The 18,656-nt window shown below is 60.0% G+C and carries 19 protein-coding genes and 2 pseudogenes; 8 read left to right on the forward strand and 13 right to left on the reverse strand.

From position 1 onward, the window contains the following. Positions 1 to 35 precede the first annotated feature (35 nt). Both QQJ84_RS10660 and QQJ84_RS10665 read right to left on the reverse strand, forming a co-directional pair. Positions 36 to 446 (reverse strand): hypothetical protein, encoded by a 411-nt coding sequence (locus tag QQJ84_RS10660; protein WP_284258169.1) that lies wholly within the window; start codon positions 444 to 446, stop codon positions 36 to 38. A 592-nt stretch (positions 447 to 1,038) separates the two neighbouring features. After that, the gene (locus QQJ84_RS10665; protein ID WP_284258170.1) at positions 1,039 to 1,758 is read right to left on the reverse strand and encodes a TetR/AcrR family transcriptional regulator; all 720 of its coding nucleotides are present in this window, start codon (positions 1,756 to 1,758) and stop codon (positions 1,039 to 1,041) included. A gap of 181 nt (positions 1,759 to 1,939) precedes the next feature. Here QQJ84_RS10665 and QQJ84_RS10670 point away from each other — a divergent pair, with 181 nt between their 5' ends. Next, entirely contained in the window at positions 1,940 to 3,076 is a 1,137-nt protein-coding gene (locus QQJ84_RS10670; protein ID WP_284258171.1) for an ISAs1 family transposase, read from the forward strand. Positions 3,077 to 3,148: 72 nt separating this feature from the next. Here the strand turns inward: QQJ84_RS10670 and QQJ84_RS10675 are convergent, their stop codons facing one another. The 8 genes from QQJ84_RS10675 to QQJ84_RS10710 form a co-directional block, all read right to left on the reverse strand. Continuing rightward, positions 3,149 to 4,612, reverse strand: coding sequence for an aldehyde dehydrogenase family protein (locus QQJ84_RS10675; RefSeq protein ID WP_284258173.1), 1,464 nt, complete (start codon positions 4,610 to 4,612; stop codon positions 3,149 to 3,151). A 64-nt stretch (positions 4,613 to 4,676) separates the two neighbouring features. Then, entirely contained in the window at positions 4,677 to 5,417 is a 741-nt protein-coding gene (locus tag QQJ84_RS10680) for an SDR family oxidoreductase (RefSeq protein WP_284258174.1), read from the reverse strand. 242 nt (positions 5,418 to 5,659) lie between these two features. Further along, positions 5,660 to 6,502: an SDR family oxidoreductase gene (locus QQJ84_RS10685; protein ID WP_284258175.1), complete on the reverse strand. Its 843-nt coding sequence runs from the start codon at positions 6,500 to 6,502 to the stop codon at positions 5,660 to 5,662. A 24-nt stretch (positions 6,503 to 6,526) separates the two neighbouring features. Continuing rightward, positions 6,527 to 7,261 carry an SDR family NAD(P)-dependent oxidoreductase gene (locus tag QQJ84_RS10690; protein ID WP_284258177.1) on the reverse strand — a complete coding sequence of 245 codons (735 nt, stop codon included), beginning with the start codon at positions 7,259 to 7,261 and terminating at the stop codon, positions 6,527 to 6,529. A 12-nt stretch (positions 7,262 to 7,273) separates the two neighbouring features. Beyond that, on the reverse strand, positions 7,274 to 7,984 hold the full coding sequence (locus QQJ84_RS10695) for a 2-oxo acid dehydrogenase subunit E2 (protein ID WP_284258178.1): 711 nt from the start codon (positions 7,982 to 7,984) through the stop codon (positions 7,274 to 7,276). A gap of 159 nt (positions 7,985 to 8,143) precedes the next feature. Then, a complete protein-coding gene (locus tag QQJ84_RS10700; protein WP_284258179.1) occupies positions 8,144 to 8,515 on the reverse strand; it encodes a nuclear transport factor 2 family protein in 372 nt (123 codons plus the stop codon). Positions 8,516 to 8,745: 230 nt separating this feature from the next. Beyond that, positions 8,746 to 8,922, reverse strand: a complete 177-nt coding sequence (locus QQJ84_RS10705; RefSeq protein WP_284258180.1) for an NAD-dependent epimerase/dehydratase family protein — start codon at positions 8,920 to 8,922, stop codon at positions 8,746 to 8,748. A 15-nt stretch (positions 8,923 to 8,937) separates the two neighbouring features. Further along, a complete protein-coding gene (locus QQJ84_RS10710) occupies positions 8,938 to 9,273 on the reverse strand; it encodes a hypothetical protein (RefSeq protein WP_284258181.1) in 336 nt (111 codons plus the stop codon). A 161-nt stretch (positions 9,274 to 9,434) separates the two neighbouring features. Between QQJ84_RS10710 and QQJ84_RS10715 the strand changes: the two genes are divergently transcribed. The 6 genes and pseudogenes from QQJ84_RS10715 to QQJ84_RS19505 all read left to right on the forward strand — a co-directional run bounded on the left by QQJ84_RS10715 (position 9,435) and on the right by QQJ84_RS19505 (position 13,435). Continuing rightward, positions 9,435 to 10,214: an SDR family NAD(P)-dependent oxidoreductase gene (locus tag QQJ84_RS10715; RefSeq protein ID WP_284258182.1), complete on the forward strand. Its 780-nt coding sequence runs from the start codon at positions 9,435 to 9,437 to the stop codon at positions 10,212 to 10,214. 115 nt (positions 10,215 to 10,329) lie between these two features. Further along, positions 10,330 to 11,284 (forward strand): annotated as a pseudogene (locus QQJ84_RS10720) (ISAzo13 family transposase); the annotation flags it as partial. Between the two features lie 69 nt (positions 11,285 to 11,353). Next, positions 11,354 to 12,322 carry an ISAs1 family transposase gene (locus QQJ84_RS10725; RefSeq protein ID WP_284258183.1) on the forward strand — a complete coding sequence of 323 codons (969 nt, stop codon included), beginning with the start codon at positions 11,354 to 11,356 and terminating at the stop codon, positions 12,320 to 12,322. Positions 12,323 to 12,467: 145 nt separating this feature from the next. Beyond that, on the forward strand, positions 12,468 to 12,776 hold the full coding sequence (locus tag QQJ84_RS10730; protein ID WP_348522681.1) for a hypothetical protein: 309 nt from the start codon (positions 12,468 to 12,470) through the stop codon (positions 12,774 to 12,776). A 45-nt stretch (positions 12,777 to 12,821) separates the two neighbouring features. Continuing rightward, positions 12,822 to 13,235 (forward strand): annotated as a pseudogene (locus QQJ84_RS19500) (IS5 family transposase); the annotation flags it as partial. A gap of 26 nt (positions 13,236 to 13,261) precedes the next feature. Beyond that, the gene (locus tag QQJ84_RS19505) at positions 13,262 to 13,435 is read left to right on the forward strand and encodes a transposase (protein WP_408862023.1); all 174 of its coding nucleotides are present in this window, start codon (positions 13,262 to 13,264) and stop codon (positions 13,433 to 13,435) included. Positions 13,436 to 13,453: 18 nt separating this feature from the next. On the opposite strand, the gene QQJ84_RS10740 is transcribed toward QQJ84_RS19505, so the two are convergent. After that, positions 13,454 to 14,644, reverse strand: coding sequence for a CoA transferase (locus tag QQJ84_RS10740; protein WP_284258185.1), 1,191 nt, complete (start codon positions 14,642 to 14,644; stop codon positions 13,454 to 13,456). Between the two features lie 206 nt (positions 14,645 to 14,850). On the opposite strand from QQJ84_RS10740, the gene QQJ84_RS10745 reads away from it, so the two are divergent. Beyond that, a complete protein-coding gene (locus QQJ84_RS10745) occupies positions 14,851 to 15,831 on the forward strand; it encodes an enoyl-CoA hydratase/isomerase family protein (RefSeq protein WP_284258186.1) in 981 nt (326 codons plus the stop codon). Here QQJ84_RS10745 and QQJ84_RS10750 read toward each other — a convergent pair. Both QQJ84_RS10750 and QQJ84_RS10755 read right to left on the reverse strand, forming a co-directional pair. Then, complete coding sequence (locus QQJ84_RS10750; protein WP_284258187.1) at positions 15,724 to 17,148, reverse strand: amidohydrolase family protein; 1,425 nt, start codon at positions 17,146 to 17,148, stop codon at positions 15,724 to 15,726. The two genes, QQJ84_RS10745 and QQJ84_RS10750, sit on opposite strands and share 108 nt — an antisense overlap. Before the next feature lie 9 nt (positions 17,149 to 17,157). After that, positions 17,158 to 18,654 carry a class I adenylate-forming enzyme family protein gene (locus QQJ84_RS10755; protein WP_284258188.1) on the reverse strand — a complete coding sequence of 499 codons (1,497 nt, stop codon included), beginning with the start codon at positions 18,652 to 18,654 and terminating at the stop codon, positions 17,158 to 17,160. Positions 18,655 to 18,656 lie beyond the last annotated feature (2 nt).

Raw genomic sequence — 18,656 nt, forward strand, 5'->3', positions numbered from 1 at the left:
CGTCCCGAAGCCTTCTCTTGCCTCAAAACGGGGAATCATATTCCATATCTTCTGGGAAGAAGGGCCATCGAGCACCGCTTACAGCGTATCCACGGCGATGCCAGGATAAGCATTCTCGAACCAGGTACCCCGACATCGGCATTCTTCTCGCCGATGATAAAGGGAAACCCGGCTTCCTTCAGCTTCGCACCCAGGGCGATGCCGGAGAAGCCGGCGCCGATTACCAGAACATTGAAGTGATCGAGATGCCGTCTCGGCACCGGCTTGCGCCAGCGCACGGTTTTGGCATCGGTCCGATCGAAGTTCAGCTCTTCGGCCACCATCGGCAAGTATTCGAAAGGAACCGGGCGGCCAACCGCCACGTCGCACATACGCTGCAGCAGCGCCGTCGGCGGCGTACCAGGCAACACGCGGCCCTCATCGCGATAGGCCTTGAACACATGCACCAGCGATTGCCGCAGATCTTCCTGCAGCTGCGCGGGCGCATCGACCTCGAAGACCCAGGCCCCGTTGATTCAGGGAGCAAAGGCGTCGAGCCAAGTTTCATCGCTGGTCAAATGCGTGTGTACGAGGAGCAGCGGAACAATGTCCAGTTCACGAAGACTGCGAAGCAGTAAAGCCTCGTCTTTGAGCGGCGCCGGAAAGCGTCGTCGAGAAATTCGGGCCTGATAGGCGTTCGCTTCGTTTCGTTGGCCTTCGGAATCACGAGTCCACCTCATTGCTCGGCATTAAGGCTCCGTCAGGGAGCACTGCCGCTAATGTTTTGAACATCTGATTCCAAAGGCTTGTATTCTTTGATTTGGATCAAATCTGAGGCCTGCCCTTAACGACATCGCCTTCATGATCATATATGGCAAGCTGCCAGTTACCTTGCAGACGTCAACCGGTGCAAAAATTGCCTGTAACCGTGATCCCGCCATTACGGCCGATCACAGGATCGCGCTACGCAAATGCCATACGCGGAAACCAGAACGAATTTGACGCAATGGCACACGTCAGCGCGCTGCTGCGCGACGACGCACGATGCGGACTGATCAGCTACTTACCTTCATGACTGGGCTTGTTAATGTCCCGCTGGTGCCGCACGATCAAAGCGATGAGGTCGGCCTCTGTCTCAATCAAATGATCGATATAATCTGGCTCATCGGTAACACCGGAGTTTCGGGCGGCCGTATGAAATGTCGGATTGGTCACCACTGTAGCGATACGTTCAAACCAGGTCAGAAGTAACGTCGCAATATATCCATTCGGCGTGACATGCGATTGAGGCTGACCATCCATCTGAAAAATAAGAAAATTAATTAGTGGCGTAGAGACCTGGCCCCGATACTTAAGGAAACGGACATCCCCTGCATCTGCATAGCTATTGCGCATATGCAAAATGCGCGCATGAGCCCGCCAGAACGCAAAATGTGCATGCAGAAACTTAGAGCAGCTTTCCCGCAGCGATTGGTCGGGCCACCTCTTCCTGAGTTGGTCCGTGAATGCCGAATCCGCCGCGTCCATTACCCGGTTTAAAACGGCGAGAACCAGATCGCCGAGATCCGGAAAGTAGAGATAGAGCGTCGTCATTCCAACCGACACATCCCGGGCAACGCCAGAGAGTGTGATCGGCGCATCATCCGACGATTCAATTATCCTCAGAGCCGCGGATAGTATTTTCTCCCGCGTTGCTTGCCCCTTGCGGCCTATACGCTGGCCAACAAGATTGTAAGCTTTTTCCGATTCAGCCCGCTTCAACGCAGACACTTGTGCCAAATTCGTCGTCCTATCACCTTGTACCAAGCAGCCCATAGACCGGCCAAAGGTACGCTATCCTCCTAATGAGTGTCAAAGGGTTCGCATAGCCCCCCCAGGGCAATCGGGTGAAGAACTTCGTGACAAGCTGTTAAAAGTCTGAATCTGTACGAACCCTCCGATTCGTTAACGGAGGAATTTCATGGAAGAGTTGGCAACGACGCCGGGTGCTGGTTACGCGACACTTGTATTTCTTGAGTATTTTGAGGATTTGCCGGACCCGCGCCAGCGCGGCAAGGTGATGTATCCGCTGGACGAGGTGTTGCTTTTAGCCCTGCTAGCGGTGCTGGCGGGGGCCGAGACCTTTGTTGATATCGCGCGGTTTGGCACCAAGAAGCTTCCTCTTTTGCGCCGGTTTCGGCCGTTTTTGGATGGCACGCCCTCGCACGACCACCTGGGCGACATCTTCGCGAGCCTCGATGCCGAGCAATTCCAGCGCTGCTTTGTGGCCTGGGTGACCGCCCTGACCGGTGCGCCGGCCGAGGTGATTGCCATTGACGGCAAAACCTCCCGCCGATCGAAGGGCGCGAATGCGGCGATCCACATGGTCTCGGCCTTCGCGGCGCGCCAGCGGCTGGTGCTTGGCCAGGTGAAGGTTGCTGAAAAATCCAACGAAATTATCGCCATCCCCAAACTGCTCGACAGGCTGGCCATCGAGGGGGCGATTGTTACCATCGATGCGATGGGGTGCCAGCGCGACATCGCGCAAAAAATTGTCGACAAGAAAGCTGATTACGTGCTGGCGCTCAAAGGCAACCAAGGAACGCTGCGCGAGGATGTTGAGCTATTCGCCACCGAGCAAAAGGGCCGCCGCTTCGCCGACAGCAAAATCAGCCAGGATACCACGGTTGACGGCGATCACGGCCGGATTGAGACTCGCGAAACCACCGTCCTCCAGAATGTCGATTGGCTGCAAGAGCGACATAACTGGCCCGGCCTGAAGGCCGTCGTGATGGTCGAGAGCACGCGCGAAATTCAGGGAAAAATCGAGAAGGAAACAAGGTTTTATCTCACCTCGCTGGTCATGGTCGCAACGCTTATGGGCCCCGTCATCCGCAGCCATTGGGCAATTGAAAACAGCCTACATTGGGTGATGGGCATAGTCTTCCGCGACGACGAATGCCGGGTCCGAACCGAAAACGCCCCCGCCAACTTCACCACCATCAAGCACATGGCCCATAATCTGATCCGAAAGACACCCGGCAAGGATTCACTGCGCCTCAAGAGAAAGGTTGCAGCTTGGGACGACGACTTCCTCGCCAGCATCATATCAGCGTAAAACTTTCACCCGATTCCCCTGATAGCCCCCCGGTTTGAACGCCCTGAACAAGCGGCCAAACCGGGGGCTTCACTACAATCCGACGCCGATCACCTTGGTTTCGAGATATTCATCGAACCCCTCTTGACCCCATTCTTTGCCGATACCACTCTGCTTGTACCCACCAAACGGCAGGTCCACGGCTATGGACATTCCACCATTGACACCAACTGTGCCTGTGCGGATGCGCTTGGCAACTTTCATGGCTCGATCCAGGTCGCCCGAGCGAACGCCGCCAGACAAGCCGTAATCGCTATCGTTGGCGATGCGGACAGCATCGTCTTCATCCTCGAACGGAATGACGACCAGCACGGGCCCGAAGATTTCCTCACGGGCAATCTTCATGTCGTTCGTGACATCCACGAAGCAGGTCGGCTCGACAAAGAAGCCGTTGCCCTTGTCCTTTGCTATATGGCCGCCGGCGAGCAAACGCGCGCCCTCGTCAATGCCGGACTGGATATAGCTCATCACACGGTCGCGCTGTCTGGCGGAAATGAGCGGCCCCATTACATTCGTCGGCTCGTTCGGGTCGCCCCACATCTGAGAATAAGCGGAATAGGTCGCCTCCAGCACGGCTACCGCTTCCTGGTAGCGGCTCTTTGGGACCAGCAGTCGTGTTATGGTGGCGCAGCCCTGGCCGGCATGGAAGCAGACCACCGATTGCGATACGGCTTCGGCGAAGTTCGGGGTATCCTCCAGAATGATCGCCGCCGACTTGCCTCCCAGTTCCAGGAAGAGGCGCTTAAGCGTGGGAGCGCCCTTTTCCATGATCCGCTTACCGACGCCGGTGGAGCCGGTGAAGGAGATCAGGTCGACGCGCTTATCCGTGACCAGCATTTCTCCAAGCAAAACCGGGTCGCTGCCACAAACCACATTAAGGACGCCTGGTGGCAAGCCCGCTTGCGCCGACGCTTCGCCCACCATTGTGCTGAACAGCGGCGTGTCCGGCGCGGGCTTGATGACAACAGTACATCCAGCAAGCAAAGCCGGGATGACCTTGCCGATCGTAATGTAGAACGGCACGTTCCATGGCGTGATGACACCGACGACCCCAGCCGCTTCTTTCACTAGGATGCGGTTGCTGGTGGAACCCCACCCAAACCGTTCGCCCATCGGTTTTTCCCAGTGGATCTCATCGAAAATCTTAAGCAACTCATCAATGGAAGCAAGCGGACCATCAACCTGCACGGCATACACCGCGCCCATCGCCGAGCCGACCTCCTTCTGCGCAATCTCCGCGAGGCGATCACGGCTTGCCCTGAGCTTCTCACCCAGCTTCACCACCATCGCGCGGCGCAAGGTCAAATTTGTAGACCAGTCGGTCTCGTCAAACGCATGACGAGCAGCGGCAATCGCCTCATCCATGTCCACGGCGGAAGCGTCGGCCGCATAACCGATGATCTCGCCGGTCCAGGGATTAATATCTTCATATTTGGCGCCCCCTGCAGCTTCACGAAGTTCGCCGTTGATGTAGAGTTTGCCATCCGGAAACATCATTTTAAAATTGTCCTCAATATCATCAGGTCAAACAGGCCGCTATTTTATTAAGCAACACCATCGATCAGTCAGCAACACGGCCATGAAACGCTATCGTTCCCACATGAATATCTGGGGACAAATCCACCAGCGCGCGGAAAACTTGCGTCGCCGATTGGTATTGAGTCATCCCGCGGGCCATCAAATTCAGCCCGCGCTTCATCGCAGCCTCGAACAAGCGTTGACCGGCAACAGGGTCCATCTCCGATGACGTCCCTTCGCCCATCATTTGACCGGCCCGGACAACCGTCACGCGAATACCTAGCTCCTCCAATTCGCGGCTCAAATGTCGCGAGAAGGTTTCCAGGCCACCCTTTGTGCCTTGGTACAGAGTGAAATGAGGAAACGCCTCGTCAACCGATTCCGTGCTCAGATTGATGATGTGACCGCCCCGGTTCAGCACGGGAATCGCAGCACGCGCGCACAGCATCGGGCCCGCCAGGTTGGTCAGCACGGCGTTCATGATCTGCGCATCTGTCGCTTCAGCAAGCAGCGTCGGCTGAAAGATCGCCGCGTTATTGATGAAGACATCAATTTTCGAATGTGTGGCCGCAATGGTCGCGAAGGCCGAGCGCACCGAATTCGGTACGGTCACGTCGCACGCCACGGCGAGGGCTGTACCGCCAATCTCGTCCGCAATCACCTGTACCTTGGCAAGTGAGCGGCCCAGAAGCACAACATGATCACCGTCTGCAGCAAAGCGCCGGGCAAGAGCGCGCCCAAGGCCGCCATTCGCTCCTGTTATCGCAATCACTTTTCCTGACATATCCATCCTCGCCCAATAGCTGTACAATTCCGCACGACATGACATCCGGGTGCATTGCGCGGCAATACCCAGACCATCGCTACGGCGATAACTGATTGAAGATTTTGCAGGGACAATCTCTCTTGCGTCTAACACGTTAACTTTTCTGCATTTAGCCGGCGAGCTTAACATCCAACGTGGAGCGCATGACACCAGATCGTATTCGACGGCAGCAGTCTGCTAAAGCGATCAACCCATCCGGATTAGCCGCCCATGCTCCGCACCACTGCCGTACCACCGCCATCCACGCGCAAATCGCAGCCCGTAATGAAGCTCGCCTCGTCGCTAGCCAGGAACCGTGCCGCGAACGCGATATCCGTCGCAACGCCTGCCCGCCCTGCCGCTGCAATGTCGATCAATTGCGCGGCACCCACTGTCTCGGCAATTTCCCTGCGCCCCATCGGCGTCAGGATCATGCCCGGAGAGATGGAGGTTATGCGCGCGCCGCGCTGTCCCCAGGTCAAAGCCCGCCGCTCCACCAGCCCGATAACCGCCTGCTTGCTTAGCGAGTAGCTGGTGCCCGGCGCCCCCGCCGGCGCATTAACAGACAAAGCGTCCACCAGCGCCATAATTCTATCCATAAAATCATCAGCCAGCGGATCGGCCATGATCTCCATCGCATCGGGGATCGGCGGCATCATATGCCCCGCAATGGAAGCGATAAGCACAGCGACAGAGCCCGGGCTCAAAAGCGGCTCGATCGCATTCAGCAACTTGACAGTCGCCACCAAATTCACCGCCATGATAGGCCGCGCCGCCGCTTGGGCAGGGGAAAGTCCGGCTGTATGGATCAGCGTTAAAGGCAGCTCGCCAGCCACATCTGCCATTAGGGCCGACATCAGGCTTTCGCTGCCAAGATCACCAGCCCGCGCGCTGACCACGGTGTAGCCTTCGGCTTCAAGTTCGCCGGCAAACTGCGCCAGGCCCGGCTCAGCCGCATCGGTCAGCACCAGATCGTGGGTTGCTCCGAACAATCGCGCACAAGCTCGGCCCATTCCACCTGCGGCCCCCGTAATGAATGTCTTTCGGCGTAAGATTGCAGTCATCCTGTGCGTTCCCTTTCTAAGTCATCAGTACCATGAAAACCCGCCATCGACTGGAAGCACGGCACCTGTCGTGAAGCCCGAATCCTCGGTCGAGAAAAATAAAGCGGCACGTGCCACGTCTTCGGTTTCACCAAGCCGCTTCAGCGCCACCCGGTCTTCCGCGCGCGCCGTATGGGCGGGATTCTCCCACAAATAGCGGGTCATCTCGGTCTTAATCACGCCAGGGCAGATGGTATTGGAGCGAATTTTGGGCCCCAGATCCATCCCCAGGCACTTCGTCAACATCACCAGCCCTGCCTTGCTCGCGGAGTAGCCGCTGGTTCCAGGCATCGGCATCACGCCGCTGGTAGAAGCAATGTTGACGATGGTCGCCCGCTCGGCCCGCTGCAGAAACGGCAGCGCGGCTTTGATAATGTTGAACGGCCCGGTGAGATTGACCGCAATCATCCTGTCCCAGCTTGCCATTTCAAGGTCGGCGAAGGGCGTGATGTCAAGGATGCCGGCGGCATTCACAATACCATCCAACCCGAAGACCCTTGCCGCCATGACGACAATTTCGCCAACCTCGGCGCGGGCGCTCACATCGCAGCCATATCCTTGAACGCCAAGCTCCACGGCTATAGCTGCGACACCCTCCGCATTGCGGTCCAGCAACACCAAAGACGCGCCTTCACTCGCGAACAGTCTGGCAATTTTCTGGCCCTGCCCGCTCGCAGCACCGGTGATCAAAATCCGCCGACCCTTGAGTTTGTCAGACATTTTCCAAATACCTCACAAAGTCCACTGTGTCAGGGCATGCGCGATATGCTTTACGAATCGTGCCGCATCGGCACCATTGATCACGCGATGATCATAGCTCAGAGAAAGCGGCAGCATCTGCCGGGGCGCAAACTCGCTACCATTCCAAACCGGCTTCGTCTGGATGCCCGAGACGCCCAGAATCGCCACGTCAGGGGAATTAATGATTGGAGTGAAATAAGTGCCGCCGATCCCACCCAAGGAAGAGATGGCAAAGCAGCCACCCAACATCCGATCTAGCGGCAGACCTTTGGCCCGCGCCAAAGCGGACACCTCTTTCAGCTCGGCGGCAAGGGTAGGAATTTCCTTCTGGTCGCAATCGCGCAGCACCGGCACCAGCAGGCCGAGCGGGCCGTCCACGGCGATTCCGATGTGGAAATATTTCTTAAGGACCAAGGTCTCGCCATCCGGCGTAAGCGAGGCGTTGAACTGCGGAAACGCCTGTAATGCCGACACTACCGCCTTGATTAGGAAAATGAGTGGGGAAGCCTTGATCTCCCGAGGAAGTGATTTCCGGTAGGCTTCCAGCGCTGTAACATCGGCATCGTCATGATGCGTCACGTGCGGAATCGTGCTGGCGTTCGTCGTCATGGTTTTCGCCACGACCTTCTGGAAGCGGGTCCGCTTCACTGTCGCTACCTCACCGAATTGCGCGAAATAAGCCTCTGGTGTCGTCTCGCTCACGCATAGTCTCCCTGAATCTGGCTGCGGAATAGTCTCCGGCAGGTCCTGGCGGTCAAGCTGCCCGGCCCGCGACATCGCCGGGGCGCTAGAGCCCGACCGTCTGGAGGAGACGCGCCTTGCGCGGTAGCCAAGGGCCTGGATCAGTCACTTATCAAATGCTCAGAAGGCATTGGCTGGAACAAAGAATCCGGCACGGTCGATATATTCGTCAACCCGCGTAATCAGCCCGTCGGCGATTTTGGCCACAATGCAGACGTACCACGCCTTGCGGTCGCCAGCCTGCGTATGAACCACGAAAACATGCTGCTGCACCAACCCCTCGGCCGTGACCAAACTATGGACATCCTGGATCCAACGCTCCGCCGTGTAGCCGATCAGCCCTTCCATGCTGCAGAGAAAGTCTTCCACGTTAAGGGCGATGCCGTCAAAGCCGTGCCAGATCACCGCCTCGGGACTGAAACATGCCCGGACCGCGGCAATATCGCCTTTGGCCAACCCATCGAACAGGCGAAGCAGAGGAGTCTCGCTCATTTTGTTACTCTCCAAGGGATACTTATGAAATCAAACCAGTGCGCCGGCAGGCGTCAAGAGCCTGAGCTCAGCCATGCGGCCGAGCCATCGCCGCAGACTTTCGACACTATCCCTGCAGGCGGCAAAACCAGCCTGCCGAATTTTGATTGTGCTGAGCAACACGGGTATGTGTGGACGGCCCGCTGGGTTCAAGTAGAATTTTGCAAAATCTGGTGGCGGTTCGAATGCGGTCATGTGTCCGGCACGGTGAGATCGACAGCAGCATGCGTGAATGCGCAATCCGCGGCGGTCACCGGGCGGCGGCGAGACAGCGCTGTGACCTTCAATCCAGGAAGGCGCGTAAAATGCTCGACCGCCGCAGAGCCGATCACGCCGCTTGCGCCGGCGATGAGTATATGCCCCGACACCGCCATAACCCCCTGTTATCCTATGGCCGCGATCGGGTGCCCAATAACCTGGATCATGCCGGATTTATCCAGCGCATCTGTCGACGGCATTGCCGTCGAACCGAGCAGTACGCGAATACCATCCACCGTTGCCACCGGATCCTCGGTTTCAAGCTCGTAAATAGCGATCAGGCAGTATTGCGGCGGCCCAAGATCATAATCCTTCTGCCAGTCCTGCGAAAACAACCGGCCATTCACCACGCCCGGCAGGCGGGCGACGTCGGCAAGATGCTGGTCCCGATACCAGCGGACATATTCCTCCTCCTGGCCGGCTTTCGCCCGGCTGAGGATGACGTATTGATACCGTGCCATGGCTGCTTCCTCTTATTCTGCCTGGGTATTCCCGGGCGATGAGCCGGATGCAACAGCCGGCGCCGCAGCATCGTGCTGGCGATGACGGCAAATCCTGCTTGCATTGCGGGTAACATGGCGCGACGAGTTGATTATACGAAAATTGTCGGGGAGCTTCGTCTATGCAGATCGATTCGAACATTGCGGCCGTTGTCACCGGTGGTGCATCAGGGCTCGGGCTGGCCAGCGTCAAGGCGCTGCGCGCCGCAGGTGCCAAAGTCGCCATCTTCGATCTCAACCCCGAAGCCGGCGAGAGAGCCGCGGCTGAGACAGGTGCTATATTCTGCAAGGTGAATGTCCTCTCCGATGATAGTCTGGATGCCGCCTTCGCCAAGGCCCGCGCCGCCAATGGCCAGGAGCGGGTACTTGTCGCCTGCGCCGGCGGCGGTAATGCCTACTCGACGATCAAGAAGGACAAGGCGACGGGCGCGTTCACGGTGTTCCCCACCGCGGAATTCGCCAAGATTGTGGCGCTGAACGCCGTCGGCACCTTCGCTACCATCACGCGCTTTGCCGCCGGCGCCGCTACATTGGACCCGGTGGATGGCGAGCGCGGTGCCATCGTCAGCACGGCCTCCGTTGCAGCACAGGACGGGCAGCAAGGCCAGGCGGCATATTCAGCCGGCAAGGCCGCCATCATCGGCATGACCCTGCCCATCGCCCGCGACCTGTCACGCTTCGGCATCCGCATCAACACCATTCTGCCCGGGATTTTCGACACCCCCGCAATGGCCCAGACGCCGCAGGAAACCAGGGACGCGCTCTCCGCCACGGTGCCTTTCCCCAAGCGCCTCGGCAATGCAGCCGAATATGCCAGCCTGGTGCTAGAACTTGTCCGCAACGGTTATTTCAATGCCGAATCAATCAGACTGGACGGCGCGCTACGTTTTGCGGCGCGCTAAGGGCCTGAGCCCTAACAAGAGATTCGGAAGAAAAGAACCGGGTTTAGGTTAAAAACACAACAAACGAATTCGGAAAGCCGGGTTATTTTGAGGTGATATCGGCTATCCTGCTCGCATGATCGATACCTCTGCCATTGCCGCCCGCTTTGACGCTCTGTCCCCGCTCCTGAACGAGAAGGAACGGCGCCTTTTGGTTGCCATTGAAGCAAGTACGGCTGGCCGGGGCGGTGTGGCGGCGGCCTCACGCGCGACGGGCGTTGCCCGCAGTACCATTGGTCGGGGCCTGTCTGATCTGCGCGATGGCGCGGAGCGGCTAGGCCAGCGGGTTCGTCGGGTTGGTGGCGGAAAAAAAATCGGCGATTGCGTTGCAGCCTGAGCTTTTGTTGGCCCTGAACGATCTCGTGGAGCCTGCGATTCGTGGCGACCCTGAGGCCGCCATGCTGTGGGTCAGCAAGAGCCAGCGCTATTTGTCTGCGGCGTTGGCTGAGCGGGGCTTCACCGCGGGTCAGAAGTTGGTCGGGCGCCTGCTCAAGCACCTCGGCTTCAGCCTACAGGCCAACAGCAAGACGCGTGACGGGGCGAGCCATCCTGATCGCAATGCCCAGTTCGAGCACATCAACGCCGACGTGAAAGCGTTTCAAGCTGCTGGCGAACCCGTGATCTCGGTCGACACGAAAAAGAAGGAGCTAGTGGGCAACTTCAAGAATGGCGCCCGCTAACTGCGCCCAAAGGGGCAACCTGAGCCGGTTCGTGTGCATGACTTCATGATCCCTGAACTCGGTAAGGCCGTGCCTTACGGCGTCTACGACATCGCCGCGAACACAGGATGGGTCAATCTCGACATCAACCATGATACGGCGGCCTTCGCCGTCGAGAGCATCCGCCGCTGGTGGTCTGAACTTGGCAGCCCCCGTTATCCGGTCGCAACCCGTTTGCTGATCAATGCCGATTGCGGCGGCAGCAACGGCGCACGGGTGCGCCTGTGGAAACGCGAGTTGCAAGTCCTGGCAAACGAACTCGGCATCGCCATTACCGTTTGCCATCTGCCTCCGGGCACCAGTAAATGGAACTAGTGCCGTCCGTCATTGATTTTACGGACAATATCTGATTCGATATCTCTGTAACAACAGAGATATCCCGTGACCACGAAACAACCGTCCATAAAGAAATATGTTGTACAACTCAGTGCTGAGGAGCGTGCGCAGCTTATCTCATTGATTCAAAAAGGAAATCATCCAGCACGGCAAGTTTTGAAGGCGCGAATTTTATTGAAGGCCGATGCGTCGGATGGCGGTGATGGATGGAGTGACAGCCAGATCGCGGCCGCTTTGGAAACCAGCACTGACACCGTGGCGGTCACCCGCCAGCGTCTGGTGGAGGAGGGGCTGGAGGGGGCGCTGACGCGCAAACATTCGTTGGCCTCGGCCAGGCAGCGGATTTTTGATGGCGCCGCCGAGGCCAAGCTGATTGCGCTGGCCTGTTCGGAGCCGCCAAAAGGTCGCGCCCGGTGGACGCTGGAACTGTTGGAAGAAGCCGTGGTGGAATTGAAAATTGTTGCGCGCGCCAGCGACAATACCATTGGCCGGACGCTAAAAAAATGCGCCCAAGCCTCACCTCAAAAAACAATGGGTCATCCCGCCGGAGGCCAACGCCAACTTCGTGAGCAGCATGGAGGACGTGCTGGAAGTCTATCAGCGGCCGCACGATCCGGCCCGCCCGGTGGTCTGTCTGGACGAGTGATGGCGGATAACGGTGATGACCGCCATATTGCCATAGACGGCAAGACATTACGGGCAAGCAAGGACGCAAATGGCCGCGCCGAGCACGTGCTGTCAGCTTTTTGCGGCGGCCTGCAGACGATCCTTTCGCATGAGGCGTCACGCGGCAAGGGGCTGGAAATTCCCGATGCACTGAAGCTACTGGCCAGGCTTGATTTGCACGACCGGATCGTCACCGGTGATGCAATCTTCTGCCAGAAGTCGATTACGCAGGCCGTGGTTTACGGTGGCGGAGACTACCTTCTTCCCATCAAGAACAACCAGAAGACATTACGAGAAAATATTGAAACGGCCTTCGCGGAGCCGGTTTTCCCCCCTCGCTACCTTTGATAGCGGTGCAACCAAGGCGCATGGGCGCATCGAACAGCGCAGGATCGAAGTGTTACCGGTCCAAGCTGCTGGCATCACGCAGGATTGGCCAACCGTCAGCCAGATATGTCGCGTGACCCGTTCACGCCAACGCAGGGTGAAGGGCATGTGGCAGGAGCCACAACAGGAAACCGCGTATCTCATCACCAGCCTGACCAAAGACGAAGCATCGCCTGAAGACCTTCTCAACCTCAACCGCCAGCATTGGGGCATCGAGATCATGCATCGAAACAAAGACGTCATGCGCGGAGAAGATGGCTACACCAACCGGCACGACAACGCACCACGAAATGTATTCTCACTCACCGGCCTCGCTCTCAAAGTCCTGCGCTGCGTCTCACCTTCACCCACAAGGGCAATCGAGCATTTCCAGGACAACCGAAGCCGAGCCACACAAATGATCGCAGCCGTTTAATGAATCGCCCTGACCGATGCCGAATGGGCGCTGCTCGCGCCTTTTATGCCGGCACCGGCGCCCAGCGGACGGCCCCGCTCTGTATCTCTGCGCGTGATTGTTGAAGCGATTTCCTACATGTTGACGACTGGCTGTCAGTGGCGGCAAATCCCCAGGGAGTTCGCCCCCTTCACCACGGTGCAGGCATATTTCTACCGCTTCAGCCGTGACGGTACGCTCGCACGCATCAACCAAGCCTTGGTTGCGATGGCGCGGGAACGGGCTGGACGCTCGGCATCGCCAACCGCGGGCGTGATCGACAGCCAGTCGGTGAAAACGACTGAGGCGGGCGGGCCGCGCGGGTTCGATGCGGGCAAGAAGATTAAGGGCCGCAAACGGCACATTGTCACCGATACGCTCGGGAACCTGGTCGGGCTTGTTATCCATCCCGCCGATGTTCAAGATCGCGACGGCGCCCCCGACGTGCTCAAATCCATCCGCAGGAAATACCCGTCCCTGCGGCATGTCTTCGCCGATGGGTCGTCGAGAGAACCTTCGCCTGGCTCAGCCGATGCCGCCGACTCGCCAAGGATTTCGAGGCAACAATCGCCAGTGCAACCGCATGGGTCCTGCTCGCCAATATCCGAATACTCACGCGCAAAATCGCACGTCAAAGTTAGAAAGGCTACCTTTCAGAGTCAGACTCTAAATTCGTCTACGAGCAACGCATTGTCCGCACCGAGCGAGCGAGCAACTCCTACCGCGTCACGCAAGTTATAGAGATCTCCACCATCTGCAACGGCAAGCGCTTGCCAGATCCGGGTCTCGGCCGGTCCCGCCTGCTGCAGTTGGCAAGCATGGGCGACGACCCGCGACAAAGCCAGCGAAATGAGCTGGCCGCCGCCTGACCGCCAGCTCGCCCACCCAGCAAGAGCTGCGGTAATGCCTGTGAGCGGATCGGCAATCGCATCGCCAGCAAACAACGCGTTACCCCAGCCCTGCTGCATCGCGCTCGCCAGCCCGCCCGCCACGGCGGCGTCATCGCCATAACCAATCCAGTCGCCTGCCTCCCCATCACGCCCATGCGCGGTGATCGAGATCCAGGTACTGCCGCGCCGGACCATCTGCGTGGCGTCGAGCCCTAACCCGGCCAATGCCCGAGGGCGCGCACTTTCGATCACGATATCAGCGTTAGCGGCCAAATATCGCAATTTTTGTATATCTGCGAGATCGCTGAAATCGAGCACGATGCTCGCTTTGCCGGCATTGAGCAAATCGAAAAACCCCGAGTGGCCACCGCGTGCGCCATCCGGGCGGCCCGTGCTTTCGACCTTGAGCACCCGCGCCCCCGCAATCTGCAGTAGCAACCCGGCCAGCGGGCCAGCCCAGAGTGAGGAGATATCCAGCACCAGCGGCCGGCTGGCCTTATGGCAGGGCGAAGCTAAACGCTCGATTGCGAATGGAAAACTGCCCGGCGCAATAACAGCCGATGCGACTTCGACCGGTGCGATTGCTAGGCCAAGCAACCTCCCCTGCTCCACCAAAGTGGCACAGTTCTGTTTGGCGGCTATGCGCTGCACACCGGCCCAGCCGGAGACCGCTTCACCGAACAAGGCAGGCACTAACTCCCAATCGGTGGCTCGCGGCAGGTTCAGAGCGATCTGCCCATCCTGGGCGCGCAGCAGGCGGCAACTCCCGTTGGCGGACACCGCGCCGCGCCGCGCCAAACCAAGCAGCCGCGCCCGCTCACCCAGTAGTAGCGCGCCATTGCGCGGCAGTTTTGCCAAAGGGGCGATAGCCTGCAACGCCGCCAGCGCGCCGTCGGCGGCGGCTGTGAGCGCCACAGGCGCCACCAGTCCAGGTCCATCTGCACGGCCGGTCACCGCCATCAGCCCAGCCCTGCGCCAAGCAAGGGCGGGGTGATCAGCGTTGACTGTCACATGGCCGGCCATGCCCAGTCCCGCGAGCAATGTGTGGGCATATGAAGCTGCCAGGACGTCGGTCTCCATACGCAACAGCCCGTTACGCATCGCCGCCACGCTTGCGATACTTCGCGTGCTTGCCGCACTTTGTTGCACTACGTAAGCTCAGTCCGATGGAAGATTGCCAACTCAAGCCCTGGATGCTGCGCCAGGATTGGCGCGAGGACCGCCGGCCCTGGCTACTCGTTGATCTCCACAGCTGGCCTGCGGATGAGCCCCTCGGGCCGCTGCCTCCGGTACCCGTGCTGGCCGTCGGCCCAGCCGACCACCGGCAAGCCGCACGGGCTGATATTCTGGTCGAGGATACCATTCCTCTGGCGACACTCACCGCGGGCATCGCCCAAACGCCACGCGCCGCTGCCACCGTGGCACAGCTTCTTCGCGCCACTGAGAACCTGCCGCCCGAGCGGGCGCTGCCGCTGGAATCCTTCGCCATGGCGATGCTCCAGTCGGGCGCCGAGCACGCTGCCTGGCTGGCGCGCCAACCTCGCACCATACCGCTCGCGCCCGGAACGCTGCATCTGCGCCGGGTCGGCGCGACGCTGCATATGCTCATGGACCGGCCTGCTTCATACAACGCCATCGACCGCGCCATGCGCGATGCCTTGTACGAGGCATTTTCCTTGCCTCTGCTGGATACGGACATCGCCCATGTCACGTTCCGCGCCCGCGGGCGCTGCTTCAGCATGGGCGCAGATCTCGCCGAATTTGGCACAACTCTGGACCCGGTGGAGGCCCATGCCATCCGGGCCCGGACGCTGCCCACGCATCCAATGGCGCAACGGGCGGAAATCTTCGACATCCACGTCCATGGTGCGTGTGTTGGCTCCGGACTGGAAATGGCGGCTTTCGCCGGGCGCCTCACGGCCGCGCCGAATGCTTGGTTCCAGCTACCCGAGACCGGCATGGGCATTTTGCCGGGGTTCGGCGGCTGCGTGTCCGTGCCGCGCCGCATCGGCCGCCAGCGCGCCGCAGCTTTGATGCTTTCAGGCAGGCGCATAGGCGCCGCAACCGCCTTGCAATGGGGGTTGATCGACGCGATCGTCGATGAGCCGGCCGCCGATGATGGTGGCACAAACATGCTTGGCGGATAGGGTCTCACGCACCGCGCGCCAGGGTTTGGCCAGCAGGCATAAATCCGCCGCCTCTCCCATCGCCACAATACGTGTCCCGCTCAACGCAGCGGGATCAGCCAGGAACAGATTCAACGCCGCTTCAGGCGTCAGCGCCTCGCGCAGGCCGAGCATCTGGCCACCCGCGGTAGAGCGAGTGACGGCAGCCCGCATGACCGCCCAGGGGTCAAGATCACCGAACGGCGTGTCGCTGCCGCCCGCCAGGGCAACGCCAGCCGCGAGAAAACTGCGCAACCGGTAGAGATCCGGCCAATCATCCGCCGGAATATCCGCCAGATACGCGTCGCCCCGCTCCGCCACGAAATGCGGCTGCACAACCACTGCGATCCCCTGCGTCGCAATTTCCTGCAACTGCGCATCGGGCGTTACCGACGCATGCTCGATCCGGTCGCCAGGCGCGACCCCCGCATCACGCAGGGCTGCGAGGGTGAAGACCAGCTCAGCTGCCGTTACACAATGCACGGCGACGGCACGCCTCTGGCTGTGCGCCGCTTCAATCGCCGCAACAAAAACCTCGAATTCTGGCAAATGCGCTTCATGTAAATGGAATTTCACGGGGCCCAGCGAGACGCCAGGCGCGAGGATAGCGAGGTCCGGCGCTCCAGCCAGCACCACACGCTGCGGCAGCGCGCCGCTTGCATGTTCGCGCGCGAAATGCGCCGCCGCCGCTGCGCCATTGCCAGGCGTCATGTCGGTGACACCGGTCACCCCGCAGCGCGCATAGGCTGCACCGATTGCGGCAAAGCCAGGCGCCCGGCCGCCGAGGGCGCGCCGGGCCCAGCCGTCCTCATCGAACAGCCTGCCAGTCTCGCTGTCCAGCCCCGCAGGCGGCTGCAGGCCCGTTGCACGCAGGGCTGCCAACCCCGCTGAATTGAATATCCATAAGCGCCCTGTGCGGTGTTGCACCCGCATTGGCCGTTGCGGCGCAAACCGGTCCAGCCAGTGCCGGTCGATCAATGCTCCTGTGACGCACTCATGGTAGCCTACACCGCGCAGCCAGCCTTGGCCGGGTACAGCCAACGCGGCCTCCAGTTCCCGGGCGTTCATGACATCCGGCGGCCCGCAGCGGACGGAATTCCTGGCCGCTGCGGTGGCAGCAATATGAGCATGGTGGTCATGCAGGCCGGGCAACAGCAGGCCGCCGGCCGCGTCAATCACCGTCTCCGCATCATCATGGAGCTGAGGGGCCAATGCCGCGATGTGCCCGTGCTCGATCCGCACATCGACAATCCGCCCATCAAGCAGTTCTGCACGGCGGAGCAGCAGCGCGCGGGGCATAGTCTGAACTTAGCCCGCGGTCTGGAGCAGGCGCCGGACCTCGAGGCGGAGCAGCTTGCCCATCTCGTTATACGGCAGGGTTTCCACGACCAGAATCCGTTCCGGCACGCGCGACGAGCGTAACCGGTCACGGATCAGGGTTTTGATCTCGGCATCGCCGGGATGTTCGCCCTTTAGCGAGATGACCACAGCTACAGCCTCGCCCCATTCGGTTGAGGGCACGCCGACGGCAGCCGCATCAGCGATCGAAGGGTGGGTCAGCAGCACATCCTCGATTTCGCCGGGCGAAATATTCTCGCCGCCCCGGACGATCACATCATCGGCGCGGCCTGACAGAAACAGGTAACCATCCTCATCAAGAAACCCGGCATCGCGCGTCGGAAACCAGCCGCCATGGATCAGCGCGCTGCGATCACGATACTCGCCGGAAACCTGGTCGCCGCGCACATAAATCTCGCCCGCCTCACCGGGTGGCAGCACCTTGCCGTCCTCGTCACGAATTTCCAGCTCGATGCTCGGCAGCGGCTTGCCCACCGATGCCAGCCGCGCACGAATTTCTGGGTCTTCCGAGCCATACGCTGCACGATGCTCGTCCGGGCCAAGCAGCGCGACGGTTGAGCTTGTTTCGGTCAGGCCATAGGCATTGGTGAAGTTTGTGTCAGGGAACAACTCCAGCGCGCGGGTGATCAGCTCGATCGGCATGCGCCCGCCGCCATAGGCAATGGCGCGCAGATGCGTCAGATCGGGTTTGTTACTAGCCGCATCGAGCATCTCCACAATGCGCGACAGCATGGTCGGCACCACGAAGGCATTGGTCGCCTTCTCCCGGGCGCAGAGATCGATCCAGGTTTGCGGATCGAACGCAGGCAGCAGAATAATGCGCCGCAGCGCGTAGATGGAGCTGAGCAGCGCCGCGATTCCGGCGATATGGTATGGCGGCACGCTGACAAGCGCTGCTTCCGCTGGCTCAGCCGCGCCGAACTCCACCGTGCCAAAAATATAGGAGACAAGATTGGAATGCCGCAGGATCGCGGCTTTCGGGGCAGCCGTGGTGCCGCTGGTGAAAAGCTGCACGGCGATGCTTTCGCCCTCGCCCGCCTCGCGGTCCGGCACTGCGGCCTTCTCGGCCAGTGTCACAAAATCGTAGCGAGAAAAAACTGTATGGCCGCTGTTCGGCGCCAGCTTCTTCACGCGGTCCACGTCGCCGATGATGAAGGCCGGCTCGATGCGTGTCAGCAAGGCAGCCAGATCGGCATCCGCCAGACGGTAGTTGAGCGGGCAGTAGGGCATGGTTGCCAGCGCCGCACCGATCAGCGCAATCGGCGCCGCCTCGCTGCCAGTATCCAGCAATGCCACATGGCTGCAGCCGCTTGCAGTGATCTCGACCGCCGCACCGGTTGCCGCTGCCCATAGCGCGGCATAGGTCCAATGCCGGCCATCGCAGGTTAGCCCCACGCGATGCGGCTCAGCATCGGCCGCCATTTTCAGGATGAGCGAGATATCCATGG

This window comes from Acidocella aquatica, assembly GCF_030160635.1.
GTDB classification, from domain to species: Bacteria; Pseudomonadota; Alphaproteobacteria; order Acetobacterales; family Acetobacteraceae; genus Acidocella; species Acidocella aquatica.

Bases quoted from the DNA above. Each gene is read 5' to 3' on its own strand.
- QQJ84_RS10680 (WP_284258174.1), bottom strand. From the start codon at position 5,417: ATGTCAGGAAAAGTGATTGCGATAACAGGAGCGAATGGCGGCCTTGGG.
- QQJ84_RS10755 (WP_284258188.1), bottom strand. From the start codon at position 18,654: ATGGATATCTCGCTCATCCTGAAAATGGCGGCCGATGCTGAGCCGCAT.
- QQJ84_RS10700 (WP_284258179.1), bottom strand. From the start codon at position 8,515: ATGAGCGAGACTCCTCTGCTTCGCCTGTTCGATGGGTTGGCCAAAGGC.
- QQJ84_RS10675 (WP_284258173.1), bottom strand. From the start codon at position 4,612: ATGATGTTTCCGGATGGCAAACTCTACATCAACGGCGAACTTCGTGAA.
- QQJ84_RS10740 (WP_284258185.1), bottom strand. From the start codon at position 14,644: ATGGCGGTGACCGGCCGTGCAGATGGACCTGGACTGGTGGCGCCTGTG.
- QQJ84_RS10750 (WP_284258187.1), bottom strand. From the start codon at position 17,148: ATGCCCCGCGCGCTGCTGCTCCGCCGTGCAGAACTGCTTGATGGGCGG.
- QQJ84_RS10745 (WP_284258186.1), top strand. From the start codon at position 14,851: ATGGAAGATTGCCAACTCAAGCCCTGGATGCTGCGCCAGGATTGGCGC.
- QQJ84_RS10730 (WP_348522681.1), top strand. From the start codon at position 12,468: ATGTGGCAGGAGCCACAACAGGAAACCGCGTATCTCATCACCAGCCTG.
- QQJ84_RS10690 (WP_284258177.1), bottom strand. From the start codon at position 7,261: ATGTCTGACAAACTCAAGGGTCGGCGGATTTTGATCACCGGTGCTGCG.
- QQJ84_RS10715 (WP_284258182.1), top strand. From the start codon at position 9,435: ATGCAGATCGATTCGAACATTGCGGCCGTTGTCACCGGTGGTGCATCA.
- QQJ84_RS10710 (WP_284258181.1), bottom strand. From the start codon at position 9,273: ATGGCACGGTATCAATACGTCATCCTCAGCCGGGCGAAAGCCGGCCAG.
- QQJ84_RS10685 (WP_284258175.1), bottom strand. From the start codon at position 6,502: ATGACTGCAATCTTACGCCGAAAGACATTCATTACGGGGGCCGCAGGT.
- QQJ84_RS10670 (WP_284258171.1), top strand. From the start codon at position 1,940: ATGGAAGAGTTGGCAACGACGCCGGGTGCTGGTTACGCGACACTTGTA.